The organism is Mesorhizobium abyssinicae (assembly GCF_049887195.1).
GTDB classification, from domain to species: Bacteria; Pseudomonadota; Alphaproteobacteria; order Rhizobiales; family Rhizobiaceae; genus Mesorhizobium; species Mesorhizobium abyssinicae.
Window position 1 is genome coordinate 17,722 of the sequence record NZ_JARAKC010000033.1, and the last position, 25,223, is coordinate 42,944.

A 25,223-nucleotide genomic window follows, 5' to 3' on the forward strand; every position below is an offset into this window, starting at 1 on the left:
ATGCGGCGATGTAGGGCAAGGAAGATCATGCTGTATCGCACCCTACTTCTGCACGGACCGAAGCGCCTCGTCGAGGCCCTCGAGCAGACGTCCTGCGTTGGACGATGTGAAGACAAGCGGAGGCCTAATCTTGAGGATATTGGCATCTGCTCCCGTCGCGGAAATGAGGATGCGCCGATCGCGCAAGGCGTTGACGGCCGCTAGCGCACGGTCCATGTCCGGAATCTTCCGGTCGCGATCCTTGACGAGTTCGACGGCGAAATAGAGGCCCGTCCCCCGAACATCGCCGACGAATTCGTACTTGTTTTGCAGGTCGCGGAGGCCGTCGAGGATTTCGCCGCCGACCTTGGTAGCGTTGTCCATCAAACCCTCTTCGACGATCGTGTCGAGCACGGCCTGCGCAGCGGCGATGGCGACGGAGTTGCCACCGAACGTGTTGAAGTAGCGCATGCTGGACCCGAATTCGGCCACGAGTTTGGACCGCACCACCAAGCCCGCAACGGGATAACCGTTGCCCATAGGTTTTCCAAGCGTGACGATATCCGGATCGACCTCGTGACGGGCGTGCCCCCAAAGGTGGGTACCGGTCCGCCCGAAGCCGGATTGTACTTCGTCGGCTATAAACAGGCCTCCAGCCTTGCGTACTACTTCCGCCACCGGCCCCAACGCGTCCGTGGGGTCGACATAGAGACCATCGGAGGAGAAGACGGAGTCGGCGACGAAGGCAGCGAGGCCCCCGCCATGCCCTTCGAGGTCGGCAATCTGTCGCGCAACATCTTCCGCCATCCGCCGCCCGATTTCCTCGACGGGCAGGCGATAGGAGTCGGGCGCAGCGACCGTGCGGAGAAGGGGATCGAGGGCCGACTTCTTCCCAAGGGACGGCGAGATTGCCGCCACCGCACCGCTGTTGCCATGATAGGCCTCGGCCGTGACAATGACGCCAGTCTTGCCCGTGTGGTACCGCGCGATGCGCAAGGCGAGATCGTTGGCCTCGGAGCCAGTGCAGGTGAACATCGCACATCCGGTGCGGCCGAGTTCGCCACCGAATGTATTGATCAGGGCTTCGGCATAGTCCAGCAGAGGTTCCTGCATGTAGCGCGTGTGGGTGCAGAGGACTTCGAGCTGCTTCTGGATAGCCTCGACGACGCGTGAATGAGAGTGACCTAGCGATACGACGTTATTATAGGCGTCGAGATATTCGTTGCCGTGCTTGTCATAGAGGAAGACGCCCTTGGCGCGAGAAATCTCCACCGGCGATCTGTAGAATAGTCGATACGCGGGGCCAAGCAGCCTTTGCCGCCTGGCCACATGCAGAATGTCTTCACCTGGGAGATGAGACGCGTCCTGAGGGTTGAAGCCATTGGCCATGTCGCCACGGTAGCCCTTGGGCAGGGTAGTCGCTTGTTTGGGCATTACGGTTCCTCTCGGGTCAGAAGATCGGATATTTGTGCGGTCGACACCGAGTTGAACCACTCGAGATGAGCCCACCCGGCTTCGGTGTGGCGCATGATGTAGCGGCTGTTCTCAGGGAATATCTCGGCGCGCCAGCAGGTCAGAAGCGCGCGGACCGCAAGTCGGCCCATCGCCAGGAAAGGGATAAGGCGGAGTTCTTCGTCCGTCAGTTCGGCGTAGCGAAGATAGCCGCGCAGAACATCGCGCGGTTCATCGAACAGGTCACGCCGGTTCGCATGGTCGATGGTCTTTGGCATCTGATTCATCAACGCAGTGGACACGTCGACCGCGATGGCGGTGCGGACGGCATCGCCAAAATCGATGACCCCAGTCAGGAACTGCGGGCTGGCGTGGTCAACGACCAGGTTCGACGTATTGAAGTCGTTGTGGAGCACTTGCCGCCGGCACAGGTCGAGCCGCGGCTTGATCTCGGCAAACCGCTCAAGCGCGCGGACCGTCCACTCCCGCTTGCAGCCCTCTGGAATGAAGCCCAACAGATCGGAGAGATCGAGCAGATGGGTGACGTCCCATGCCAGCGTCCGATCGTCCGCGGGATGGGAAAAATCGGCCATTGAATGACGTAGCTTCGCCAAGACCTCGCCAATCCGTTCGCGCTGTGGAGCGGTGGAAGTCGTCCGGTCGAGCGGCGCACCGCAGAGGAAGGTGATGAGCCGCACCACTCTCCGCTCGCCGGCACTGGTCGTGACGATGGGCAAATCCGCGCCGTCGACGCCGCGATGTGCACGGGGGATGGGTAGGTCAGGAGCCCGCTGCTCGAGATGGCGCAACAGCGCGACCTGGAAATCGAGTTCCTCCACCCGCTCGGAAGGATGAGCGATCTTCAGGACGAACTTCCCTCGGCCGGCGCAGTCGAGGAGGAACGTGTCGTCCTTCTCGGTTTCAAAGCGTCTGGCCGAGCCACGCACGCCATATAGAAGTTTGGCGATTTCTTCTGCTTCCGCCGCACCCACAGGATGGCACGCCTCGGAAAGCTCCGAGGCGCGGGCCGGCTGAACCTGATGATTGTGACCCATCTTCCACTCAATTCATATCCTGCCTCAAGAGCGCGCAGCGCCGCAGGCTTGACTACCTCACATTTCCATTTTTGTACAACAATTTGTTTGTCAATCGACATGATCGCCGTTTTGGGATCGAAGGTCGCAGCCCAATTTCGACCAAATTTTCGACTGGATCATGCGGGCAGCTTGGATGCACTATGACCGGAAGGAGCAATAATGTTGAGGATTATCACCGACATAGCAAGCCGTTGCCCGGGCATGGTTCGCGATATACCAACGCTGACGAAAACCGGCTGGACGTTTGATGCCCCTATTGATTGTTGGACAATCTATTGCAATAACTGCTTCGCTATGCTTTTATGGTCCGGTGGAGCCGGAATGCGGCAGCCGGCGCGGCGCTCGGCCTGGGTGGGGTGGCCGATGTGAAAATGGGGAATGAAATGAAACTGGTCAGATGTCTTGAAGGTACCCGCGCCGCTACGGCATCGCGGTCCGTCGGCACGCTCGACCTTCTTAAGCAAACAGCGTTGATCAGGGGCCTAGCTGGGCGAGTTCAAGCAAGACGGTCCGCCCACAACCAGGCAGCGTCACCAATGCGAGGAGCCAGGCCACCCGCGGCACCAGTATGGGACGGAGTTTCCACATGAAGCTCGACAAAATCGACATCAAGATCCTGTCTGAGCTGCAGAAGAGCGGGCGAATCTCGAATGTCGAGCTTGCGGACCTAGTCAGCCTCTCGGCAAGCCCGTGCTTGATGCGGGTGAAGAAGCTGCAGGAGGAGGGCTTCATCGTAGGCTATTCCGCCCGGGTCGACCTGGCCAAGCTGGGTCAGACAGTGACGGTCTTTACCGAGATCACGCTCAAGAACCATCGCCCCACAGATTATTCGCGGTTCCTCGCGACGGTCGAGAAGATCGATAGCGCGATCGAGTGTCACCTTGTGTCTGGCGGCTACGATTATCTGGCGAAGTTCGTCACGCGGGGGATCAGCGAGTATCAGGCGATCATGGAGCGCTTGCTCGAGCTCAATATCGGGATCGACAAATATTTCAGCTTCGTGGTGCTGAAATCGCCGATCGTTAAAACGCACCTGCCGATTGACACGATCGCTACTCACTAGAGATGTAGATTCAGAAGATAATCTGCCGAATAATCACCAAATTCAAAACAATCCGCTTCAAGTGGCGAAAAATTGGCAGATGATATTCTGTAATTCATACGACTCTGGCGCGCCTTGAACAGTAATTTTGCGTTGTCGACTAAAGGGAACACACACTATGACCACCTTTATACCGAAATATGTAACCTTCGACTGCTACGGTACGCTGACTAATTTCGATATGGCTGGTGCAGCGCGGCGTGTGTACGCCGAGCGTCTCACCGTTGAGGCTATGCCCAGCTTCGTCGAGGCTTTCAGAGGCTACCGCCTGGACGAGGTGCTGGGGGCATGGAAGCCTTTCCGCGAGGTGGTGCACAATGCCGTTGAACGCACTTGCAAGCGCATCGGTATCCAGTTCAAACCCGAAGACGCGCAACGCATCTATGACGAAGTGCCAACGTGGGGTCCGCACCCCGACGTCCCGGCAGGACTCACTAAGGTGGCCAAGGAAATCCCACTGGTGATCCTGTCGAACTCGATGAACGACCTGATCATGTCGAATGTGGAAAAGCTCGGCGCGCCAATTCACACTGTCATCACCGCTGAAGAGGTTGGCGCCTACAAGCCGCTGATGAAGGGCTTTGAATACATGCTCGATAAGCTCGGCTGCGGTCCCGAAGACATCACTCATGTTTCCTCCTCCTTCCGCTACGACCTGATGCCAGCCTATGATCTGGGGATCAAAAACAAGGTCTGGGTCAACCGCGGTCACGAACCCGCCAATCCTTTCTATGAATACACCGAGATCAAAGATATCGGCGGACTAGCCGCCGCCGTAGGCTTGGAACCCGCCCGGAAGCGCGCCTGAAGATTGGTAGCGAGCCCTGGTGGCTGTCTGGCAAGAACGGGGCGGTTCATCCGCCCCTTTTGGCGAAACTCACGTAGGGCGTGGCTCACCAATGTGAGCGGCTGCTTCGATGCCGGCTTCAAGTAGCCGGACATGCCTCAGAGTCGACCTACCGACACGCTTCGTCGGAACAGGGTCGGTCGCGACGTAGCGTTCGGGAAATGGTCCAGTGAATTGAGTTTTGCCGAGCTTCTGCGCCCAGACTGCACTCGTTGGAGGTCCTTGGCCTTACCTGCCTTTAAGCAGAGAGCCCGCCGTCTCGTCGAGGTGAAACGCCCAGTGCTGGGCCGCTCACGTCAGCTGACACCGAACAGGATGTCGGGGCGAGCACCATCCAAAAGCACCCGCAATTGGGGCTGAGGCGCGATCCAGAAAGTTCTAAAAGCTTCCAAGAACCCCAGCCAACTCATTTCCTGACGACGAAAAGCCGCCAGATGATCAGGCCGAGAGGTTCAGCTTTGATCCGGCCCTGGCCTTGAGGTTGCCCCGCCGCGCAATCAGGTGATTTGTCAGCAGTTTCTCTTCGATTGGTTCCGACATGAAAAACCCCTGGGCGCCGTGGCATTGTTCGGCGATCAGGAAGGCCAGCTGTCCTTCGGTTTCCACGCCTTCGGCCATGACCGTCATGCCGAGAGAGTTGGCCAGCGCGATGATGCCGCCGACAACGTCCTGCTTCTTCCTGGACGATTCCAGATCATTGAGGAAGGATCGATCGATCTTCAGCTGATTGAGGTCGAGATCGGCAAGATAGCCGAAGCTCGAATATCCCGATCCGAAATCGTCGAGTGCCAGGCTGACCCCTAGTTTGCGAATTTTCGCGAGCGTGTTCAGCGCATCCTTGCTTTGGATGAAGACCCCTTCGGTTATTTCCAGTTGCAGGCGCGCCGGCGGCAACCGCGTTTGCTGCAGCACTTCGACGAGGTGCACGAAGAATGCGTCGGCCTGCAGGGTTTTGCCCGAAACATTGACGGCGCAGATGAAATCGCCGGCCGAAACCGGCACCCACCGAACGGCCTGCGCGCAGGCCTTGCTCAGCACGACCTTGTCGATTTCCAGGATCAGATCGCTGCGCTCGGCGGTCGGAATGAACGAGTCCGGCAAACGGACCGTTCCCGAAACGCGGTCGCGCCAGCGGACCAGGGCTTCGGCGCCGATCATGCGCCCGCTCGCCAGTTCGAACTGCGGCTGCCAGACCAGGAACAACTCATCATCGTCGAGCGCTTGCTTGATCGCCGCCTCCTCGCCGAGTTGCAGGTCGATCTGGCTGAGGATCGCGGGCGAGAAGGTCACAAAGCCGGACCGCCCTTCTGCTTTCGCGGCATAAAGCGCGCTGTCGGCATTGCGCAACAGTGTGGAGATGTCCGCGCCATGATCCGGGAAGGAGGCCATGCCGATGCTTGCGCCGATGCGCACCTGATGCCCGTCCAGATCGGCAAACCGGTTCAATTGCTCGCGCAGCCGGTGTCCCAGATCGTCCGAAGGCCCGATCGCCATGATGGCGAACTCGTCTCCGCCCAGGCGGACGGCGGCCACTTCGTCCGGCCGCTCGACCGACTGCAGGGTTTCGGCAACGGTCTTCAAGAGCATGTCGCCGATGTGATGACCGAAGGTGTCATTGACGCTCTTGAAGTGGTCGAGGTCGATCAGGAACAGCCGGAGCTGCTGGCCGGACAGCCTTGCCCGCTCCAGCAGCCCGTCCCTGTTGGCCGACATCCAGGCCCGGTTCTTCAACTCGGTCGTCGCGTCCCGCCAGGCGAGAAATTCGAGCTTGCTGATGGTTTCCCGACGGCCGATGAGAAGCACGGCGGTTCCGATCGCCAGCGCCGACAACACCGTCAAGGCAAAGGCGATCTGGTAGTTGAACCTGTTCAGGTTCGTCTCCGCGGCATAAAGATCGACGTTAACCTCCTCGCCATATTTGTAGTACTCGTCGTTCATCCGCGCGACGATCTGGTCGAGCTCAATTCCCAGTTGCCTGAGGCCCTTTTCATCCAGAGGCAGACCTGCCTGGATGATGACATCGATCCGCTTCACAGCGTCCTTGACCTGCGGCACGATACCCGCGTAGGCGGGGATTTCGCTGATGGTGTCGCCGCCGTCGATCCGCTCGAAGCGGATGTAGACCAGATCGTTTGCGGCCGACAGCTGTTCCAGGCTTTCCGGCGAACCGTCGGCCAGTTGCGCAAGCGAAACCATATCTCGCAGATGCGTCACGTCGCGTATGGCAATGTGGAACTCGCGAATGGCGAAGAAGCCGAAACGCGGCATCGCGCTCTCCACCTTGCTGACGCTCGTGAAGAGCACCGCGATCAAGATCGCCGAGCAGATGGCCGCCGACGCCGCAGCGGCGACGTAGGTTATGGGAACCCGCCAGGCTTTGCTTCTAGACCACATGGCCGAAAGTCACGAAGGGGTTCAATTGCCCGGCGCGATCGTCTTGATCAACCAGATCCATCGCGGTTTGCGAACTGGCGTATCGAAGGCCGGATAGTCGTCGAGAGGATAGATCAGCCGCGTCGGACCCTGCGTCCGCCGGGTCAGCAGCTCGCCGTCCTGGCGCGTGGCAAGAAGCAGCGGACCGTCCGTCCAGTCCTCCTTCGGGATTACCTGCACATAGTCGTCCGCCGCCCGCAGGACGACCGACGATTCACCCTCCAGTCCGACCAGCTTGACCACATCCCTAAACAGCACACCCTGAAACGCCAGTTGCCCCTTTTCGAAGGGACTTGGCGTGGAAACGCTGTAGAGGCCGAGCTTTTCCAACTGGCGCAGCGTGACCGGGATCGACTCGCCGTTCTTCTCGACCTTGAATGCGACGGTGTCGGGCGGTTCCGGATATTTGGCGGGCTCCATGGCGAATGCCGGCAGCACGCCGATTGCCGAAACGAACAGAATGATCAAGGCCCGATGAAGTGCAGACAAACGCCTCTTGAGGATCGACACAACGCAGTCCTTCCATTTCCATGGCCAGTACCAACCGTTGCCGGCTCGCCGATACTGTCGGCGGAGCTGCCATCCTTCCATCGAATGTTTATTTTTCAGTTAGCTTTTGGTTTCAGATGCCCGTCGTTGCTGGCCATCGATACGGGCTAACCATCACATATCGATAGCTTTTCGAGACCGATCGGCGGGCAAGCAACCTTGCACGCTACTCCGCCGCCTGCACCCTGCCGGTTGCGATGATGGCGCGGATTTCGGCGCGACAGGAGCCGCAGTTGGTGCCGGCCCTAGTCGCCTCGCCGATGGCCTCGACGGTTCCGCAGCCGGCCCCCACCGCCGCCGCGATCTGGTTGGCGCCGATGCCGAGGCAGGAGCAGACGATGGCGCCGATATCGGGCCGATCGGCGCCGGCACGACCGGCGACGATGCGGAAGCGCTGGCGCTGGCCGGCGTGGGTTGCGTCGAGCTGCTCGGCGGCCCAGCCGCGCGATACGGCGACCGGTCCCGGCGCGACGAACAGTGCGCCGGCAAGGCGTTCGCCGGCGAAGGCGGCGATGCGATGCTGGCCGGCCTCGCGGTCGTGATAGGCGAGCATCTCGGCCTCGGGTGACGCGCCGAACAGCGACTGGGCAAAGCCGGCCCAGTCGATGTTCTCGTCGGCGAAGGCAAGCTCCACCCGCCAGCCGCCCTTGCAGCGCGCCACCGCCCAATAGTCGGCGGCGATCGCCTCGGGGCGATCCCGCATCACGGCGAAACCAAAGGCCGCCGCGGCGAATTTCTCGATCTGCACCGCGACATGCTTCAGCGCCGGCTGGCCGGAGATCGGGTCGGTGAGCGGCGCGGTCAGCGCGTCGAGCCGTCCCCTGGCCGCGAACTGGTCGGTCCAGTGCATCGGGGCGAAGACGCTGCCCGGGCGCTGGCGGGTCGTGATCAACGCGCGCACCAGCACCGCGCCGCGCGGGCTGGATATGCGCACGATATCGGCGTCGCCGATGCCGTGGTGCTGTGCATCGGCCGGATGGATTTCGACGAAGGGCTCGGCGATGTGCTGGGACAGGCGCGGGCTTTTGCCGGTGCGCGTCATCGTGTGCCAGTGGTCGCGGATGCGGCCGGTGTTCAGAATCAGCGGGAAATTTTCGCCCGTGCGAGTTTCCGTCACAGGTCGGACGGGGATGAAGCGCGCCTTGCGGTCGGGGGTGTAGAAATTGCCGTTGGCGAAGAAGCGAATGGGCTGGCGCCCGGTCGTACCGACCCCCTCTGGCCTGCCGGCCATCTCCCCCTCAAGGGGGGAGACTAGCGGCACTGCGGACTGCGCCCACTCTCCGACTTTGGAGATTGGCGAAGGTCGAGGTGCGGACTGATCTCCCTCCTTGAGGGGGAGATGGCCGGCAGGCCAGAGGGGGTCGCCTGCGACAGTCTCGGCCTCGTTGGCAGAGACTGAGACTTCACCTCCGACCCCTCTCCGGCTCGCTTGTCTCGCTCCGCTCAACGCGCTCTCCGACCCTTCCCTCAAGGGAGAGGATAAGGCCGGTGCTGGCCATTGGAATGGCGCCAAATCCTCATAGCCCTCAGCATTGATCCCGGCATGAGCGCCGATGTCGAAATCCCGCGCGCCATCATTTTCATAACCCGACAGCGCGGCGTGCTCGGCGAAGATCTCGGCCGGCGCGGCATGCGCAAACGCCTCGGCAAATCCCATCCGCTTCGCCACCTCGGCAACGATCCACCAGTCCGGCCTCGCCTCGCCGGGCGCCGCCAGAAACGGCCGCTGGCGCGAGATGCGGCGTTCGGAATTGGTGACGGTGCCGTCCTTCTCGCCCCAGGCAGTGGCGGGCAGTGACACATGGGCGTGGCGCACGGTGTCGGTGCCGGCCAGAACGTCGGACACCACGACAAACGGGCAGGCCTTGATCGCGGCTTCCACCGCATCGGCGTCCGGCATCGAATCGACCGGGTTGGTGGCCATGATCCACAGCGCCTTGATGCGCCCGTCGGCCACCGCGTTGAACATGTCGACCGCCTTCAGGCCCGGCTTTTCAGCCAGGGTCGGCGCGTTCCAGAAGCGGCGCACGCGGGCGCGATGCGCTGGGTTCTCGATCTCCATATGCGCGGCCAGCATGTTGGCCAGGCCGCCGACCTCGCGGCCGCCCATGGCATTGGGCTGGCCTGTCACCGAGAACGGCCCTGCCCCCGGCTTGCCGATGCGGCCGGTCGCCAGATGGCAGTTGATGATGGCATTGACCTTGTCGCTGCCTTGCGAAGACTGGTTGACGCCCTGGCTGTAGACGGTGACTGTTTTCTCGGTCGCCGCGAACAGCGCGTAGAAGCGTGAAAGCTCGTCCTCGCCCAAACCCGTGGCGGCGGCAATGCCGGCGAGATCGAGCGATGCGGCGGCTGCCAGTGTCTCCTCGAAGCCTGTCGTATGCGCGGCGATATAATCGCGATCCAGCGCCTGGTTCTTCGCCAAATGCGCAAGCAGGCCGGAAAACAGCGCGGTGTCGCCGTCCGGCGCGATCGCCAGATGCAGGTCGGCGATATCTGATGTCATGGTGCGGCGCGGATCGACCAGGACGATCTTCATCCCGGGCCGCTTCTCGCGGGCCGCGGCGATGCGCTGGTAGAGCACGGGATGACACCAGGCGAGATTTGAGCCGACGAGCACGATGAGATCGGCAAGCTCCAGATCCTCATAGCAACCCGGCACCGTGTCGGCGCCGAAGGCGCGGCGATGCCCGGCGACCGAGGAGGCCATGCAGAGCCGCGAATTGGTGTCGATATTGGCCGAGCCGACAAACCCTTTCATCAGCTTGTTGGCGACGTAATAGTCCTCCGTCAGCAGTTGGCCGGAGACATAGAAGGCGACCGCGTCCGGCCCATGCTCGGCGATGGTGCGCGAGAAGGTCGAGGCGACGAGGTCGAGCGCCTCGTCCCAGCCGGCAAGGCGGCCGCCGATTTCGGGATGAAGCAGCCGGCCATCGAGGTCGATGGTCTCCGCCAGCGCCGAGCCTTTCGAGCACAGCCGGCCGAAATTCGCCGGATGATCAGGATCGCCGCGGACGGTGACTTCACCGTCCGCGGCGACCTTCGCCAGCACGCCGCAGCCCACCCCGCAATAGGGGCAGGTGGTCCTCACCTCGCGTGCTTCGTCGATCTCCATGGGGTCAGGCCGCGCGGCTCGCCAGCGCTTCCAGCGCCAGGAACAGGCGCTCGCCTTCCCGCTTGACCGGGATGGTGCGCACCGCGCCCTCGTCGGCGCCGAGCGCCTTGCCGGTCTCGAGCGAAATCACCCAATTGTGCAGCGGGCACGTCACCGCGGCGCCATGGACGATGCCCTGGCTCAGCGGTCCGCCCTTGTGCGGGCAATGGTCCTCGATGGCGAAGACCTCGTCGTCCGCGGTGCGGAAGACGGCGATCTTGCCTTGCGGGGTGGCGACGCAGCGCGCGCCACGGCGAGGGATGTCGGCGATGGTGCCGATAGCGATCCAGGTCATGATTGTCACTCCGCCGCCTCGGCAAACCCGACCGAGGCCATCGCCCGGAACTCGTGCTTGTCCTTGCCGGAGACGCGCTCGGACCAAGGGTCGACCTGGGCGAACTTTTGGGAAAATACGAAGCGCTCGTAATAGGCCTTGCGCTTCTCGCCATCGTCCATGATCTGGCGCTTGATCTCGGCGATGCCGACGCGCTTGGCCCATTTGTAGATGCGCTCGAGATAGCGGGCCTGCTCGCGGTACATCTGCGTCAGCGCCACGATGTGCTCCAGCGCCTCGTCTTCGGTCTTGACCAGGCCGAGCACCTCGGTGCCCTTGATGTCGAGGCCGGCCGCACCCGCGAAATGGATCTCGTAGCCACTGTCGACGCAGATGACGCCGACATCCTTGCAGGTGGCCTCGGCGCAGTTTCGCGGACAGCCCGACACCGCCATCTTGACCTTGGCCGGGGTCCACGAGCCCCACATGAACTTCTCGATGCGGATGCCCAAGCCGGTCGAATCCTGCGTGCCGAAGCGGCACCAGTCGGAGCCGACGCAGGTCTTCACGGTGCGCAGGCCCTTGGCATAGGCATGGCCGGAGACGAAGCCGGCCTGGCCGAGATCGGCCCACACCGCCGGCAGGTCCTCCTTGCGGATGCCCAGCATATCGATGCGCTGGCCACCGGTGACCTTGACCATCGGGATCTCGAACTTGTCGACGACGTCGGCGATGGCGCGCAGTTCGGAGGCGCTGGTCACCCCGCCCCACATGCGCGGCACCACCGAATAGGTGCCGTCCTTCTGGATGTTGGCGTGCACCCGCTCGTTGATGAAACGCGACTGGTAATCGTCGGCATATTCGTCCGGCCAATCGCAGACGAGGTAGTAATTGAGCGCCGGCCGGCATTTGGCGCAGCCGCAGGAGGTCTTCCACTCCAGCTCCTGCATCACTGCCGGAATGGTCTTCAGCCCCTTGGCCTTGATCAGCCGGCGCACCTCGTCATGGCCGAGCGTGGTGCAGGAGCACATCGGCTGCACGGCTGCCGGGTTGTAGGTATCGCCGAGGGTCAGCACCATCAGCTTCTCGACCAGCCCAGTGCACGAGCCGCAGGAGGCAGACGCCTTGGTGTGCGCCCTGACATCGTCGAGCGAGGTCAGGCCCTTGCCGGTGATCGCACCGGTGATCTTGCCCTTGCAGACGCCGTTGCAGCCGCAGATTTCCGCATCATCCGGCAAGGCTGCAACGGCCGCCATAGGGTCCAGGGGGGCACCCCCCTGGTATGACTGGCCGAAGATAAGCGTGTCGCGCATCTCCGAAATATCGGTCTGCTTCTTCTTGAGGTCGTTGAACCAGGCGCCGTCGGCCGTTTCGCCATAGAGCACGGTGCCGATGATGCGGTCGTCCTTCAGCACCAGGCGCTTGTAGACGCCAGCCGAGGCATCGCGCAGCACGATCTCCTGGCGGTCGTCGCCATCGGCGAAGTCGCCGAGCGAGAACAGTTCGATGCCGGTGACCTTGAGCTTGGTCGGCGTGTCGGAATGGACGAAGGCGGCAGCCTCGTCGCCGGCAAGCTGGCTGGCGGCGACGCGCGCCATCTCGTAGAGCGGCGCCACCAGGCCGTAGACCATGCCGTTGACCTCGGCGCATTCGCCGAGCGCGAAGATGTCGGGGTCGTTGCTGCGCATGCCGGCATCGACGACGATGCCTCGGTTGACGGCGACGCCCGCGTCCTTGGCCAGCGCCGCGTTCGGCCGGATGCCGACCGCCATCACCACCAGGGTCGCCGGGATGATCGTGCCGTCGGCAAGCTCGACCTGCTCGACCTTGCCGCTGCCGGTGATGGCTTGCGTGTTGGCCTTGGTGATGACCTTGATGCCGCGTTCCTCCACGGCGCGCTGCAAGAGGTAGCCGGCGGCGGGATCGAGCTGGCGCTCCATCAGCGTCGGCATGACATGCAGCACGGTGACGTCCATGCCTTGCGCCTGCAGGCCGGCCGCGGCCTCCAGCCCGAGCAGGCCGCCGCCGATGACCACGGCCTTGGCCCGCGACTGGGCTGCAAGCATCATGGCGCGGACGTCGTCGAGATCGCGATAGGTCAGCACGCCCGGCAGGTTGTTGCCGGGCACCGGGATGATGAACGGCACCGAGCCGGTGGCAATCACCAGCTTGTCATAGGGTTCCGTCACGCCATGGTCAGAGGTGACGGTCTTGGCCGCGCGGTCGATGGCGACGATCTTATGGCCCTTGTAGAGGGTGATGCCGTGCTTGATGTACCAGCCGTCGCCGTGAATGATGATCTCTTCGTATGCCTTCTCGCCCGACAAAACCGGCGACAGCATGATGCGGTCGTAGTTCACGCGCGGCTCGGCATTGAAGATGGTGACCTGGTAGCGATCCGGCGCCTTATCCAGGAGATGCTCCAGCATGCGCCCGGGGGCCATGCCGTTGCCGATGATGACGAGTTTCTCGGTCATATTGCTGATCCGTTCCGGTTTCACTCGGCCGCGTAGAGCGCTGGCGTTTCGGCGGCGGCACGTTCCATGCGGCGGATGGAGAAGTGCATCCAGGCAAGGCAGCCGACGACGATGACGAAGAGCAGCATGAAGCAGCTCGACCAGACGCCGGTGAGGTCGTTGAGGGCGCCGAAGGCGATCGGCAGGACGAAACCGCCGAGCCCGCCGATCATGCCGACCACACCGCCGACGGCGCCGACGTTCTTCGGATAGTAGACGGGGATGTGTTTGTAGACGGCGGCCTTGCCGAGGCTCATGAAGAAGCCGAGCACGCAGGCGACGGCGATGAAGGCGAGCGGGCCGATCTCGAAGTGGAAGGCGATCGGCCCGCTGATGCCGCGCACGACGTAGTCTGCCGAGGGGAGAGACAGAACCAGGGTCGCGACGGCACAGACCGTGAAGGTCCAGTAGAGTACGGTGCGGGCGCCGATACGGTCGGACAGCACGCCGCCATAGGCGCGGAAGACGCTTGCCGGAATTGAATAGGCGGCGCCGATCATGCCGGCGGTGGCGATGTTGAAGCCGTAGACGCCGATCAGGTAGCGCGGCAGCCACAGCGACAGCGCCACGAACGCGCCGAAGGCGAAGAAGTAGTAGAAGGCGAAGCGCCAGACCTGCAGGTTCTTCAGCGGCGCGAATTCCTGCCAGAAGCTTCTCGGCGCTGCCGCTTTGCCGGCGCGGCGCTCGCGGATGACGGGGTCGTCGCCGGTGGTGAACCAGAAGACGACGGCCATGACGACGAGCGCCGCCGCCCAGATCTGCGCCACCGTCTGCCAGCCCCAGGCGAGCAGCACCAGCGGGGCCAGGAATTTGGTGACCGCGGCGCCGACATTGCCGACACCGAAGATGCCGAGCGCCGTGCCCTGCCTGCCGGCGGGAAAGAAGCGCGAGACGTAGGCGACGCCGACGGCGAAGGAGCCGCCGGCGAGACCGACGCCAAGGGCGGCGATCAGCATCTGCTCATAAGTATGCGCAAAAGAGAGCAGTAGGGTCGCGACCGCCGCCGAAAGCATGACGGCGGTGTAGACCAGCCGCCCGCCATAGCGATCGGTCCAGACGCCGAGCAGCATGCGCACGAGCGAACCGGTGAGGATCGGCGTGCCGATGAGCAGGCCGAACTCCGTCTCGCTCAGCCCAAGCTCCTGCTTTATGCGCACGCCGATGATGGAGAAGATCGTCCACACCGCGAAGCAGACGGTGAAGGCGATGGTGGACATCACGAGCGCCTGCCTGGGTTCCTGGCTGGGCGCGGCTGGGAGAATTGCAGTCATGTCGGCTCCGGTTTGCGGCGTGGGAGGCGCCGCTCTTGTCTGTTCGTTGGCGATTGTCAGCGACGCGCCATCGGCGTGCCGGTCGAAACCTCGCTGTGCGCGGTCACTGCCGGCCCCTTGCCGTCCGTCTTGGCGCCGACGGGAAAGAGCAGCAGTGCGGCGGTGAACAGCGCGGCGGTCAATGCGCTGCTGGCCAGGACATCGCGGCGGGTGAAGTCCTCGAGGGCCGCGCCAGTTCCGATCCGTTTCGTCATCGTCGTCTCCGGTTGGGCACCGCCTGGGATCGGCGCCGTCGATTGCGTGTTCGGTCAAAACAAAAAAGCTGCCGGCCAGGTCGCTCGCGTCCGTCCATCCGGGATCGCGTGTTGACCTGATCGGCAGCTTTGCCTGTGGCGCCCGCCATTGGACGCCGTGTCTCTTGGCCCCGAGGGACCTACATTTCTAAAAGCAGGAAGCGTGCCAGTTCGACAGCGCGCTGAATTTTCAAATAATATCAATGCGAAACCGCAGCCGCGCGACTTTTGACGAGCCCGGCGGCGGATCAAAGATTAGTCAGATCGCCTTGCACGGCAGCATAATATTTGTGCAGTGCGGCAGGTTGCCCATTGCCGATGCAGATCGACCTTTGGCGTTGAAGAGGCGTTTCTTCGGGTCATGACGCTACTCCGCGGCTTCAACGAAGCGGTGGCGTTCATAGAGGAACTTCAGCACCGCCTCGCGGCAGCGCAGGAAGGTGCGGTCCGAGGCAAGCTCGATGCGTCGGCGCGGCCGGGCCAGCGGCACCGAAAGCACCTCGCCGATGGTTGCCGCCGGGCCGTTGGTCATCATCACGATGCGGTCCGACAGAAGCACCGCCTCGTCGACATCGTGGGTAATCATGATCATGGTCGTGCCGAGCCGGGCGTGGATGTCCATCACCGCCTCCTGGAGGTGGGCGCGGGTCAGCGCGTCGAGCGCGCCGAACGGCTCGTCGAGCAGCAGGATCTTCGGCTGCATGGCGAGCGCGCGGGCAATGCCGACGCGCTGCTTCATGCCACCGGATATCTCGGCCGGGCGCTTGTCCCTGGCATGCGCCATCTGCACGAGATCGAGGTTGCGCATGATCCACTCATGCCGCTCGGCCCGGCTTTTGGTGCGGCCGAAGACCTTGGAGACGGCAAGGTTGATGTTCTCGTAGACGGTGAGCCACGGCAGCAGCGAATGGTTCTGGAACACCACGGCGCGCTCAGGTCCCGGGCTGTCGACCTCCTTGTCCTCGAGCAGCACGGCACCCGAGGAGACCCTGGTCAGCCCGGCAATGAGGTTGAGCAAGGTCGACTTGCCGCAGCCGGAATGGCCGATGATGGAGACGAACTCGCCCCTGTCGATGGTGAGCCTGATATCCTTCAGCACCTCGCTGACCTGGCCGCCGCGGGCGAAGGATTTGTCGATATGGTCGAGCTTCAGATAGGCGGTCATGGCGCCCTCCTCACTTTGCCGTTGTGCCGCGGGTGACGAAGGCGCCGACCGCCGCGACCAGCCGATCGAGGCAGAAGCCGGTGACGCCGATATAGGCCAGCGCGACGATGATGTCGGGCAGCCGCGAGGAGTTCCACGCGTCCCAGATGAAGAAGCCGATGCCGACGCCGCCGGTCAGCATCTCGGCGGCGACGATGGCAAGCCAGGAGAGCCCGATGCCGATCCTCAGGCCGGTGAAGATGTAGGGGGCGGCCGCCGGCACCATGATCTTGACGAAGAACTCGAGCTGGTTGAGCCGCAGGATGCGGGCGACGTTGCGGTAGTCCTCGGGGATGTTGCGGACGCCGACGGCTGTATTGATGATCACCGGCCAGATCGAGGTGATGAAGATCACGAACAGCGCCGACGGATTGGAATCGCGGAAGGCGGCGAGCGACAGCGGCAGCCAGGCGAGCGGCGGCACGGTCCGCAGGATCTGGAACACCGGGTCGAGGCCGCGCATCGCCCACACCGACTGGCCGACCAGCGCGCCCAGCGCCACGCCGACCACCGCAGCCATGCCGAAGCCGATGGCGACGCGCTGCAGCGAGATCAGCACTCGCCAGGCAAGGCCGATATCCTGCGGGCCGTTGTCGAAGAACGGATGCGCGATCAGGTCATAGGCCTCGTTCCACACCTGGCTCGGCGGCGGCAGGCTGGCCGTCGGCGACGAGCAGGCGACCTGCCAGACGACGAGCAGGACGAGGATGACGACGGCCGGCGGCACCAGCGCCGTCGCCAGCTTGCCGGCAATGGCGAGCGGATCGATGCGGCGCCTCGCCTTGGCGGTGAAGGCGATCACCTCGGCGGGCTTTACGGGAAACGCCTTCACCTTGGTGTCCTCGACGGTTTGGATGGACATGTGTTCGCGAAGCTCCTGGTCGTTGGGCGACAACGGCGCGAGCGCCGTTGCGCCTTGGTCGCGCTGCGACAACGGCGCCTTTGGCGCCGTTTGCGCCTAGGCTGATGCCTTGATCTTCAGGCTGTCGAGATAGGCCGACGGATTGGCCGGATCGAAGGTCTTGCCGTCGAAGAAGGTCTCGACGCCGCGCGACGACGATGCAGGGATGTCGCTTGCCGCGACGCCCAACTCCTTCGCCGCCTCGCGCCAGAGATCCTCGCGGTTGACCTGGTCGACCAGCGCCTTGATGTCGGTGGTCGGCGCGAACTTGCCCCAGCGGATGTTCTCGGCCAGGAACCAGGCATCATGGCTCTTGAAGGGATAGGAGACGCCACCCTTCCAGAACTTCATGTAGAGGTCGGTGCCCTTGGCGACGCGGTCGTTGCCATAGTTGATGTCGCCCTTGAGGCGGCCGATGATGTCGGCGCTCGGAACGTTCATCCATTGCCGCTTGCCGATGATGGAGGCCATCTCGTCCTTGTTCTCCATCGCCTCGCACCATTGCTGGGCTTCCATGACGGCCATCAGGATCGCCTTGGTGGCGTTGGGATATTTCTCGATGAAGGCGGCGCGCAGGCCGAGCGCCTTTTCCGGATGGCCCTTCCACAATTCACCCGTGGTGGCGGCGGTGAAGCCGATACCCTGGTGGACGAGTTGCTCGTTCCACGGCTCGCCGACGCAGAAGACGTCCATGTTGCCGACCTTCATGTTGGCCACCATCTGCGGCGGCGGCACGACGATGGTCGAGACGTCCTTGTCGGGGTCGATGCCGCCGGCGGCCAACCAGTAGCGTATCCACAGGTCATGCGTGCCGCCCGGGAAGGTCATGGCGGCCTTGACCTCCTTGCCGGCGGCCTTCTTGGCGGCGAAGGCCTCCTTCAGCTTGGAAGCGTCGAGGCCGACGCCGGTGGCGGCGTATTCCTGGGCGACGGAAATGCCCTGGCAGTCGTAGTTCAGCCGCGCCACGATCGCCATCGGCAGCGGCTGCTTGTTCTGCGTAACCTTGCCGGTGTGCATGAGGTAGGGCATCGGCGTCAGGATGTGGGCGCCGTCGATGCCATTGGCCTCGCTGCCCAGCACCAGATTGTCGCGCGTCGCGCCCCAGGAGGCCTGCTTCAGCACCTCGACATCGGGCATGCCATATTTGGCGAACAGTCCCTTCTCCTTGGCGATCATCAGCGGTGCCGCGTCGGTGAGCGCGATAAAGCCGAGCTTGGCGCCGGTCACTTCGGGTGCTGCGGTCGCCGCATAGGCGCCCGAAGGCAGAAGGTTGCGCGCCGCCACGAGCAGCCCCGCCGTCAGCGCGCTTCTGGCAAGGAAGTCGCGACGCGACATGCCCTTGAGGGTCGTTGCAGTTCCGATCCGTTTCGTCATCGTCATCTCCCGGTTGGACGCCGCTTGGGACCGGCGCCGTCGATTCTCGTGTTCAGTCAAAACAAAAAGCTGCCGGCCAGATCGCTCGCGTCCGTACATCCGGGATCGCGTGTCGACCTGAGCGGCAGCTTTGCCTGTGGCGCCCGCCATTGGACGCCTGTTCCGTGGCTCCGCGAGGAGCTTGGTTATTGCAATGCAGAAACCGTGCCAGTTTTGAACGAGGAGAAAAACTTCAATTAAATCAATGATCCACGCCGGCAACGCACGGGCTTGGTCACGAGGCGCGCAGGCCAAAGATTGTTCATTAGCGCAAGCGCACGCATAATTATTGTGCAATGCACAAGAGTGGCGCGAAAATAATCAGGCCCGTAAAATCAGCTCTCGAGACGGTGGTCTTGACCGGTTGGGGACCTGTTGCCGGCCAAGGTTTCAGCCTTCGTGCAGATGGATCGACAGCACGGGCGTTTGGCTGATCTCGGCGCCGCCGCCCGAGCCCCTCGCGGCTAACAAATCCGTCCGGGTCAGGCTGAGACAATCTCGAAGTGAAGAACCTCGGTGTCGCCGGGCGACGATCTCCGTCCAGGCGAGATGACGCCGGAGCCGAAGAGAAGAATATCTTCGCGGCGCACGAATACTTCATGGTCGGGCCCCATCGACACAAATGTGCCCGACGAGCTTCGCTCGATAAGGCGGGCCTTGCCATTCGAAATGGTGAAGGTGGCGTGGTGCCTTGAGACCCAGGGCCACTGGATGACGATATTGCATTCCGGAGATCGGCCGAACGTCACGAATTCGTTGTTTCGGCAGGATCGCGACTGATCTCCATAGCCGATGAGAAGATTGATCTGCGGCGGCGGGACGGAGCGCCGTTCGATAATGGTGCCCCGGCTGGCGATCTGCGGACTGAGGGTCCCATCGTCGCTCCTCAGAGTATAGACATCGAAGAGTTCCTGCTTGCCCTTGAAAGCCATTTTGTCGAGGAGCCGCAAGGCACTGCGGCTGCCCGCTGTAAGGCCTTCGAAGAAGCTCTGGCTGATCAGCACCTCGCCGGGGTTGGCCGTGCTGGACAACCTGGCGGTGACATTGACAACATCGCCGAATATCGCGCCCCGCGCGCGAATGACCGCCCCGAAATGCAATCCTATACGGGCGCTCAACGGCCCTTTAGTCAATTGGCGGCTGATTTGGCAGACGGCCCTGAGCGCCATCTCCGGGCTCTCGAACAGGCTGAGTACGTCATCGCCTTTCGAGTAAATGAAATCACCGCCGTGCTGGGCGACGATCTCGCGCATCGCGTCCAGGCAATCCGAAACCTGCTGCAGAGCGGCATCGTCGCCGATGCGCTCATAGAGGGGCGTGCTGCCCACGACATCAGCCAAAAGGACGGCGGCCAGAAGTCTTTCCTGATCCATCGATCTCGTATCCGCCCGAGAACGCAGCGTATATAACACACCAAGGCGGCCTTTGACTTATCTACTTGCGCGGTAGACGACCCGCCAACCCCGGCACCTACTACTGCGCCAGGGAATCAGCGTGTTTCTGCCCGGCGATATAGGCTTCGATCTCATCGGGATCGAAGATCTGGCCGTCGAAGAAACCGTCGGGTCCGAGCACCAGGCTTGCGCCTGCCGAACCGACAGGGGTCCCGGCCTTCAGGGCGCCTTCGACCTTGGCATTGGCGCCGGGCAGCGCCACACCGAGCGGCTTCAGCGCCGAGCGGTAGAGGTCGGGCCGGTAGCAGTTCCAGGCAATGGCGAGATTTGCCGGCGTGTGCGCCAACTGCCCCCAGCGCACCATCTGCGTGTAGAACCACAGCGCATGGCTCTTCCAGGGAAAATTCGCCGCCTTGTCGAAGGGCACGAAGAAATCCGGGATCGCCCGCTCGGCGCCGCCACCGAGCTTCAGCCGTCCGGTCAGGATCGGCATCTGCACCGCAGCCGGCAGACCGAGGAAGCCCGGCCCGGCCATCAGCGCCGCCAGTTCGGCATGGTTCGCCGGGTCCTGGCACCAGCGCGCCGAATGATGCAGCGCTCTGAGCAGCGCCGCCAGCGCCTCCGGATTCTCTTCCGCCCAGGCCTTGCGCACGCCGACCACCTTCTCCGGGCTGTTGCGCCAGAGCAGCGCCTTGACGGTGACGATATGGCCGATGCCGGCGGCAACCGCTGCACTGTTCCAGGGCTCGCCGACGCAGTAGCCATCGATGCGGCCGGCGGCCAGAGCATCGGCCATGAAGGGCGGCGGCACGATGACGATCTCGATGTCGCGCTCGGGATCGATGCCGCAAGCAGCGAGCCAGTAGCGCAGCTCGTAATTGTGCCCGGAATGCGGATGCACGACGGCGAAGCGCAGCGGCTCGCTCCCCGTGGTGGCCCGCCCGCGGATCAGCGCGCCAAGAGCGGCCCCTGCCCGCGCGGGATCGAGATCGGGTTCCGCGCCATGCGCCGCCATGCCGTCCCAGACGACATTGGAGACTGTGACGCAATTACCGCCGAGGCTGAGCGAGAACGGAACAATGGTCTCGGAGGCGATCGGCGTGAGGCCGAGGCTGCAGGCCAGCGGCATCGGCCCCAGCATGTGCGCCAGATGGAAATGGCCGATGGCGATGCGGTCGCGGATGTTGGCCCAGGAGGTCTCGCGATGCAGCGTGAGCTCGATGCCTTCGCGTGCGGCAAAGCCCAGTTCGCCGGCCGCCACCAGCACGGCGCTGTCGAACAGCGGCATGAAGCCGGCGGTGATCTGGTGCGCTGCCGTCATGCTATTCGTCCTCCAGCGGCCCGAGCAGTCCGGCGGCGGTCACCAGGCTCTGGGCGATGTCGCTGATCTTGCGGTTCTGGTTCATCGCCGTCTTGCGCAGCAGCGTGTAGGCCGCTTCCTCGCTCAAGCCGCGCGACTTCATCAAAATGCCCTTGGCGCGGTCGATGACCTTGCGGCTCTCCAGCTCGCTGCGCGCCTCCTCCAGTTCGCGCGCCATGCGCGAGAAGGCGTTGAAGCGGCTCACCGCCATGTCGAGGATCGGCTTGACCCGCTCTTGCCTCAGCCCGTCAACGACGTAGGCCGACACCCCGGCATCGACCGCCGCCTCGATCGAGGCCTGGTCGGAGCGGTCGACGAACATGGCGATCGGCCGCTTCACCGCGCGCGACAGCTGGAACATGTTTTCGAGCATGTCGCGGTTGGGGTTTTCGAGATCGATGACGATGACGTCCGGCTCGATCTCGGCAATGCGGCGCGCGATGCCGGCGACATCATGGATGACCGTCACCCGCTCATGCCCGGCCTCCCGCAATCCCGCCTCAATGATCGAGGCACGGATGCGGTTTTCGTCGATCACAAGGACGGCGAGCGAGGAACGGACCATGCGCTCCAATATGTCGAAGCGGGGGAATTGTGCAATGCGGGATGGGGGGTGCTTTGCTCGCAATGCCTTGCCCGGCCCCACGATGGCGAGCTTTGGAAGTAGATAGTTGTGATCTCAGCTTGGCTCAACTATTTCTACCTTCAAACCAAGTCTCTGAGGATGTGAAACGATGGCTGGCATGACGCCTTCCGAATTTCTCGAAGGCTTCGCCCAAGAGGACTATTGGGAATGGGAGCAGTCCAAGGGTTCATTGCGCGCTGCATTTCACGCAGCTATTTCAGCTTCGCACCTTGCGGACCACTATTACCGATTTCACGCCAGAATGAACCCGCACAAGGTTGCATCTTTTCCAACATTCAATCACTTCCTTGAGCATCTAAAAACCGCTTGCCCACCCTTCAAGGTCATTCGTGACATGGCGAATGCCTATAAGCATCTCTATACAAAGGCTTCATGCGATGTGGCCTCAGGTGGATCGGTTCATAGAGTTACGGCATCAGGTGAGATATTCGACACCGAGTGGTCCGACGAAACCGGATCCAGAATTGTGATCCGCCACCGCGACGGGCAGCTAACAGATTTCGGACCGGCAATTACCCAGGTAAATGAAATGTGGTGGCAATTGACGATGGAGGAGTAGACAAGCGCCAGTTATCAAGCAGGCCGCGCGTCGGCCACCCCGCACTTTGATCAGGGACCGACCTCCGGCAAGCCGGTCCATGCTTGGCGCTATTGCCCTACTCCGCCGCCTCGTACCCCGCGATGCCCTTGATCTCCAGAAAATCCTCCAGACCGTACTCGGCATACTCGCGGCCGTTGCCGGATTGCTTGTAGCCGCCGAAGGGCAGGCCGGCGTCCCAGGTCGGGTAGTTGATGTAGACGTTGCCGGAGCGCATCCGGGCGGCCGCCTGGCGCGCCTTCTCGATGTCCTTGGCCTGGATGTAGGAGGCAAGGCCGAAGACGGTGTCGTTGGCCTGCTCGACCGCCTGCTCGACGGTGTCGTAAGGCATGATCGCCAGCACCGGCCCGAAGATTTCTTCGCGCGCGATGCGCATGTCGTGGGTGACGTCGGCGAAGACGGTCGGGCGGACAAAGTAGCCGCGGTTGAGCTCGGCCGGGCGGCCGGGGCCGCCGGCGACCAGCGTGGCGCCTTCGTCGATGCCGCTCTGGATCAGGCTCTGGATCTTGTCGAACTGGAGCTGGCTGACCACCGGGCCGAGCTTCGAGCCCGGCGCGTCGGCCGGACCCACGGTGAATTTTTCGGCTGCAGCCTTGGCATAACCGGCCGCCTCGTCATGACGGTCGCGTGGCACGAACATCCGGGTCGGCGCGTTGCAGGACTGGCCGCTGTTGCCGAAGCAGCCGGCGACGCCCTTGGTGACAGCCCTTTCGAGGTCGACATCGGGGAACAGGATGTTGGCCGACTTGCCGCCGAGTTCCTGGTGCACGCGCTTGACCGTGTCGGCGGCGGCCTTGGCGACGAGAATGCCGGCGCGGGTCGAGCCGGTGAAGGACATCATATCGACATCGGGATGGCTGGCCAGCGCCTGGCCGACGGTCGGGCCGTCGCCGTTGACGAGGTTGAAGACGCCCTTCGGCACGCCGGCCTCGTCGATGATCTCGGCGAAGACGATGGCGTCGAGCGGCGCGATCTCCGACGGCTTCAGCACCATGGTGCAGCCGGCGGCGAGCGCCGGGCCGACCTTGCAGGTGATCTGGTTCAGCGGCCAGTTCCACGGCGTGATCAGGCCGACGACGCCGATCGGTTCCTTGACGATCAGCGACGAACCTTTGACATGGCGGAACTGAAAACTTTTCAGCACCTCGGCCATCTTCTCCAGATGCGCCTGGCCGACGCCGACCTGGCTGTCCAGCGCCATCTGGCGCGGCGCGCCCATCTCGCGCGAGACGGCCAGCGCCAGGTCCTTGCTGCGCTTCTTGTAGATTTCGACGACGCGGTTGAGGATGTCGAGGCGCTCTTCAACCGAGGTGAAGCCGAAGCTGTTGAAGGCGCGCTTGGCCGCCGCCACCGCCTTGTCGACATCGGGCTTGGTGCCGAGCGAGATCTGCGCGAAGGCGTCCTCGGTGGACGGATCGATGACGTCGAAATTGTTCGGCACGACCGGATCGACCCAGGCGCCGTCGATGTAGAACTGCAGATTATGGGACATGGGTTCCTCCTCGGTCGGCCGTGGTTCTCGATTGTGGGGCGTCGTATTCCGCCAGTGATAACGATGCAATTAGGTCAAACGCAAGACCGGGTCGTTGAGCCAGAGGTTGACCGCTTTCACCCTGAGGCATCGCGCCATACAGCCTGGCTTTCAGCGCTGGCGCTGCCCCTCATTGTCCTGCCGGCCCCCGTGAACGGGGAGAAAGTGGCTGGCCGCAGCCTCGGCGCTTTGTCCTGCAACGCTGGCGATTGGCGAAGCCGTCCGCACAGCGTCCTTCGCCCCGTTTACGGGGAGAAGTGCCCGGCAGGGCGATGAGGGGCGGCGCCGACATCGACAATGGCACTCGCCAGACGCGCTGCACCGCCATCAGTCGGGCTCGAACGCACTCGCCGCGACATAGATCGCGGCCAGCTTCTCGATACCGGCCTGGTCCTCCTTGTCGAAGCGGCCGGGCAGCGGGCTGTCGAGGTCGAGAACGCCGAAGATGCCGTCATTGTCCCTGAGCAGCACCACCAGCTCCGAACGCGAATCCGCGTCGCAAGCGATGTGGCCCTCGAACTCGTGGACGTCCTTGACCAGCATCGACATGCCCAGATCGACGGCAGTGCCGCAGACGCCCTTGCCGACGGCGATGCGCACGCAGGCCGGCTTGCCCTGGAAGGGGCCGAGCACCAGCTCTTCGTCCGATTGCAGGAAGTAAAAACCGGCCCAGTTGAGGTCGGGCACCATCTGGTAGATCAACGCCGCGGTGTTGGCGGCGTTGGCGATCGAGTCGCGCTCGCCTTCGAGCAGCGCCTTCAGCTGCGTGGCGAGTTCGCTGTAGAAGGCCGGCTTGTCCGTGCTCTCGATCGCTTTTGCCGCAAACATCGCCGTGCCTCCGTTGCCAGGACGCCGAAGCGCCCGCTCCGCTCTCTCTGCCACCAGGTGAGCGGTGAGGCTATCACGAAATCCCCCGGGATGATGACGATTGCGGCGGCGGCAGCAAAGCGTAGGTCGGCGCTGCCCCTCACCTGCCTGCCGGCATCCTCTCCCCGTATAGTGACGGGGAGAGGAAGCGCTCTCCTCGACGGTGTCGCCAATCGCGCGCCGACGTCGCGCTCATCTGCCTTCTCCCCGTTCACGGCAGGGCTATCGCATATGGGTTAGCGCCTGGATGAGATAGTCGTCGTTCCACGCGCATTTCTTGATGCGGTGGCTGATGGGGACTTTGTCGGCATCGGCTGCCTGGAGGACGTTTCTGGCGATGCG

Annotated in this window: 20 protein-coding genes; 3 read left to right on the forward strand and 17 right to left on the reverse strand. The window is 63.2% G+C overall.

Features of this window, described 5'->3' with window-relative positions:
- Nucleotides 1-42: 42 nt before the first annotated feature.
- Both PU724_RS31565 and PU724_RS31570 read right to left on the reverse strand, forming a co-directional pair.
- Nucleotides 43-1,413 (reverse strand): aspartate aminotransferase family protein, encoded by a 1,371-nt coding sequence (locus PU724_RS31565; RefSeq protein WP_354425523.1) that lies wholly within the window; start codon nt 1,411-1,413, stop codon nt 43-45.
- The gene (locus tag PU724_RS31570) at nt 1,413-2,423 is read right to left on the reverse strand and encodes a phosphotransferase (RefSeq protein ID WP_127286290.1); all 1,011 of its coding nucleotides are present in this window, start codon (nt 2,421-2,423) and stop codon (nt 1,413-1,415) included. Before PU724_RS31570 ends, PU724_RS31565 begins: the two co-directional genes overlap by 1 nt.
- Nucleotides 2,424-3,114: 691 nt before the next feature.
- On the opposite strand from PU724_RS31570, the gene PU724_RS31575 reads away from it, so the two are divergent.
- Nucleotides 3,115-3,591: an Lrp/AsnC family transcriptional regulator gene (locus PU724_RS31575; protein WP_127285366.1), complete on the forward strand. Its 477-nt coding sequence runs from the start codon at nt 3,115-3,117 to the stop codon at nt 3,589-3,591.
- Nucleotides 3,592-3,748: 157 nt separating this feature from the next.
- Nucleotides 3,749-4,438: a haloacid dehalogenase type II gene (locus PU724_RS31580; RefSeq protein WP_127285365.1), complete on the forward strand. Its 690-nt coding sequence runs from the start codon at nt 3,749-3,751 to the stop codon at nt 4,436-4,438.
- Between the two features lie 477 nt (nt 4,439-4,915).
- Here the strand turns inward: PU724_RS31580 and PU724_RS31585 are convergent, their stop codons facing one another.
- The 13 genes from PU724_RS31585 to PU724_RS31645 form a co-directional block, all read right to left on the reverse strand.
- Nucleotides 4,916-6,745, reverse strand: coding sequence for a putative bifunctional diguanylate cyclase/phosphodiesterase (locus PU724_RS31585; RefSeq protein WP_189340551.1), 1,830 nt, complete (start codon nt 6,743-6,745; stop codon nt 4,916-4,918).
- 147 nt (nt 6,746-6,892) lie between these two features.
- On the reverse strand, nt 6,893-7,378 hold the full coding sequence (locus tag PU724_RS31590; protein WP_189340548.1) for a putative pterin-binding protein: 486 nt from the start codon (nt 7,376-7,378) through the stop codon (nt 6,893-6,895).
- A gap of 247 nt (nt 7,379-7,625) precedes the next feature.
- Entirely contained in the window at nt 7,626-10,574 is a 2,949-nt protein-coding gene (locus tag PU724_RS31595; protein WP_292349604.1) for a nitrate reductase, read from the reverse strand.
- A gap of 4 nt (nt 10,575-10,578) precedes the next feature.
- Nucleotides 10,579-10,908 carry a nitrite reductase small subunit NirD gene (gene nirD, locus PU724_RS31600; RefSeq protein WP_127284163.1) on the reverse strand — a complete coding sequence of 110 codons (330 nt, stop codon included), beginning with the start codon at nt 10,906-10,908 and terminating at the stop codon, nt 10,579-10,581.
- A 5-nt stretch (nt 10,909-10,913) separates the two neighbouring features.
- On the reverse strand, nt 10,914-13,364 hold the full coding sequence (gene nirB / locus PU724_RS31605; protein WP_354425526.1) for a nitrite reductase large subunit NirB: 2,451 nt from the start codon (nt 13,362-13,364) through the stop codon (nt 10,914-10,916).
- A 20-nt stretch (nt 13,365-13,384) separates the two neighbouring features.
- Nucleotides 13,385-14,674, reverse strand: a complete 1,290-nt coding sequence (locus PU724_RS31610) for an MFS transporter (RefSeq protein WP_292171034.1) — start codon at nt 14,672-14,674, stop codon at nt 13,385-13,387.
- A gap of 56 nt (nt 14,675-14,730) precedes the next feature.
- Nucleotides 14,731-14,928 carry a hypothetical protein gene (locus PU724_RS31615; protein WP_127287031.1) on the reverse strand — a complete coding sequence of 66 codons (198 nt, stop codon included), beginning with the start codon at nt 14,926-14,928 and terminating at the stop codon, nt 14,731-14,733.
- A 406-nt stretch (nt 14,929-15,334) separates the two neighbouring features.
- Nucleotides 15,335-16,132: an ABC transporter ATP-binding protein gene (locus tag PU724_RS31620; protein ID WP_127287032.1), complete on the reverse strand. Its 798-nt coding sequence runs from the start codon at nt 16,130-16,132 to the stop codon at nt 15,335-15,337.
- Between the two features lie 10 nt (nt 16,133-16,142).
- Nucleotides 16,143-17,033 (reverse strand): nitrate ABC transporter permease, encoded by an 891-nt coding sequence (gene ntrB / locus PU724_RS31625; protein ID WP_127311968.1) that lies wholly within the window; start codon nt 17,031-17,033, stop codon nt 16,143-16,145.
- A 96-nt stretch (nt 17,034-17,129) separates the two neighbouring features.
- Nucleotides 17,130-18,446: a CmpA/NrtA family ABC transporter substrate-binding protein gene (locus PU724_RS31630; RefSeq protein WP_128272596.1), complete on the reverse strand. Its 1,317-nt coding sequence runs from the start codon at nt 18,444-18,446 to the stop codon at nt 17,130-17,132.
- Between the two features lie 521 nt (nt 18,447-18,967).
- Nucleotides 18,968-19,858, reverse strand: a complete 891-nt coding sequence (locus PU724_RS31635) for an adenylate/guanylate cyclase domain-containing protein (protein ID WP_354425530.1) — start codon at nt 19,856-19,858, stop codon at nt 18,968-18,970.
- A gap of 100 nt (nt 19,859-19,958) precedes the next feature.
- Nucleotides 19,959-21,200, reverse strand: coding sequence for a CmpA/NrtA family ABC transporter substrate-binding protein (locus PU724_RS31640; RefSeq protein WP_354425532.1), 1,242 nt, complete (start codon nt 21,198-21,200; stop codon nt 19,959-19,961).
- A 1-nt stretch (nt 21,201) separates the two neighbouring features.
- Nucleotides 21,202-21,804: an ANTAR domain-containing response regulator gene (locus PU724_RS31645; protein WP_006325302.1), complete on the reverse strand. Its 603-nt coding sequence runs from the start codon at nt 21,802-21,804 to the stop codon at nt 21,202-21,204.
- Nucleotides 21,805-21,973: 169 nt separating this feature from the next.
- Here PU724_RS31645 and PU724_RS31650 point away from each other — a divergent pair, with 169 nt between their 5' ends.
- A complete protein-coding gene (locus PU724_RS31650) occupies nt 21,974-22,444 on the forward strand; it encodes a hypothetical protein (protein ID WP_354425534.1) in 471 nt (156 codons plus the stop codon).
- A 97-nt stretch (nt 22,445-22,541) separates the two neighbouring features.
- Here the strand turns inward: PU724_RS31650 and PU724_RS31655 are convergent, their stop codons facing one another.
- Nucleotides 22,542-23,975: an aldehyde dehydrogenase family protein gene (locus PU724_RS31655; RefSeq protein ID WP_354425536.1), complete on the reverse strand. Its 1,434-nt coding sequence runs from the start codon at nt 23,973-23,975 to the stop codon at nt 22,542-22,544.
- A 366-nt stretch (nt 23,976-24,341) separates the two neighbouring features.
- The gene (locus tag PU724_RS31660; protein ID WP_292173501.1) at nt 24,342-24,842 is read right to left on the reverse strand and encodes a GAF domain-containing protein; all 501 of its coding nucleotides are present in this window, start codon (nt 24,840-24,842) and stop codon (nt 24,342-24,344) included.
- Nucleotides 24,843-25,223: the final 381 nt, after the last annotated feature.

What these genes read in the sequence shown, in the direction of transcription:
- PU724_RS31565 (WP_354425523.1), bottom strand. Translation starts at nt 1,413, where the DNA reads ATGCCCAAACAAGCGACTACCCTGCCCAAGGGCTACCGTGGCGACATG.
- PU724_RS31575 (WP_127285366.1), top strand. Translation starts at nt 3,115, where the DNA reads ATGAAGCTCGACAAAATCGACATCAAGATCCTGTCTGAGCTGCAGAAG.
- PU724_RS31580 (WP_127285365.1), top strand. Translation starts at nt 3,749, where the DNA reads ATGACCACCTTTATACCGAAATATGTAACCTTCGACTGCTACGGTACG.
- PU724_RS31585 (WP_189340551.1), bottom strand. Translation starts at nt 6,745, where the DNA reads ATGCCGCGTTTCGGCTTCTTCGCCATTCGCGAGTTCCACATTGCCATA.
- PU724_RS31595 (WP_292349604.1), bottom strand. Translation starts at nt 10,574, where the DNA reads ATGGAGATCGACGAAGCACGCGAGGTGAGGACCACCTGCCCCTATTGC.
- nirD (WP_127284163.1), bottom strand. Translation starts at nt 10,908, where the DNA reads ATGACCTGGATCGCTATCGGCACCATCGCCGACATCCCTCGCCGTGGC.
- nirB (WP_354425526.1), bottom strand. Translation starts at nt 13,364, where the DNA reads ATGACCGAGAAACTCGTCATCATCGGCAACGGCATGGCCCCCGGGCGC.
- PU724_RS31610 (WP_292171034.1), bottom strand. Translation starts at nt 14,674, where the DNA reads ATGACTGCAATTCTCCCAGCCGCGCCCAGCCAGGAACCCAGGCAGGCG.
- PU724_RS31615 (WP_127287031.1), bottom strand. Translation starts at nt 14,928, where the DNA reads ATGACGAAACGGATCGGAACTGGCGCGGCCCTCGAGGACTTCACCCGC.
- PU724_RS31620 (WP_127287032.1), bottom strand. Translation starts at nt 16,132, where the DNA reads ATGACCGCCTATCTGAAGCTCGACCATATCGACAAATCCTTCGCCCGC.
- ntrB (WP_127311968.1), bottom strand. Translation starts at nt 17,033, where the DNA reads ATGTCCATCCAAACCGTCGAGGACACCAAGGTGAAGGCGTTTCCCGTA.
- PU724_RS31630 (WP_128272596.1), bottom strand. Translation starts at nt 18,446, where the DNA reads ATGACGAAACGGATCGGAACTGCAACGACCCTCAAGGGCATGTCGCGT.
- PU724_RS31635 (WP_354425530.1), bottom strand. Translation starts at nt 19,858, where the DNA reads ATGGATCAGGAAAGACTTCTGGCCGCCGTCCTTTTGGCTGATGTCGTG.
- PU724_RS31640 (WP_354425532.1), bottom strand. Translation starts at nt 21,200, where the DNA reads ATGACGGCAGCGCACCAGATCACCGCCGGCTTCATGCCGCTGTTCGAC.
- PU724_RS31645 (WP_006325302.1), bottom strand. Translation starts at nt 21,804, where the DNA reads ATGGTCCGTTCCTCGCTCGCCGTCCTTGTGATCGACGAAAACCGCATC.
- PU724_RS31650 (WP_354425534.1), top strand. Translation starts at nt 21,974, where the DNA reads ATGGCTGGCATGACGCCTTCCGAATTTCTCGAAGGCTTCGCCCAAGAG.
- PU724_RS31655 (WP_354425536.1), bottom strand. Translation starts at nt 23,975, where the DNA reads ATGTCCCATAATCTGCAGTTCTACATCGACGGCGCCTGGGTCGATCCG.
- PU724_RS31660 (WP_292173501.1), bottom strand. Translation starts at nt 24,842, where the DNA reads ATGTTTGCGGCAAAAGCGATCGAGAGCACGGACAAGCCGGCCTTCTAC.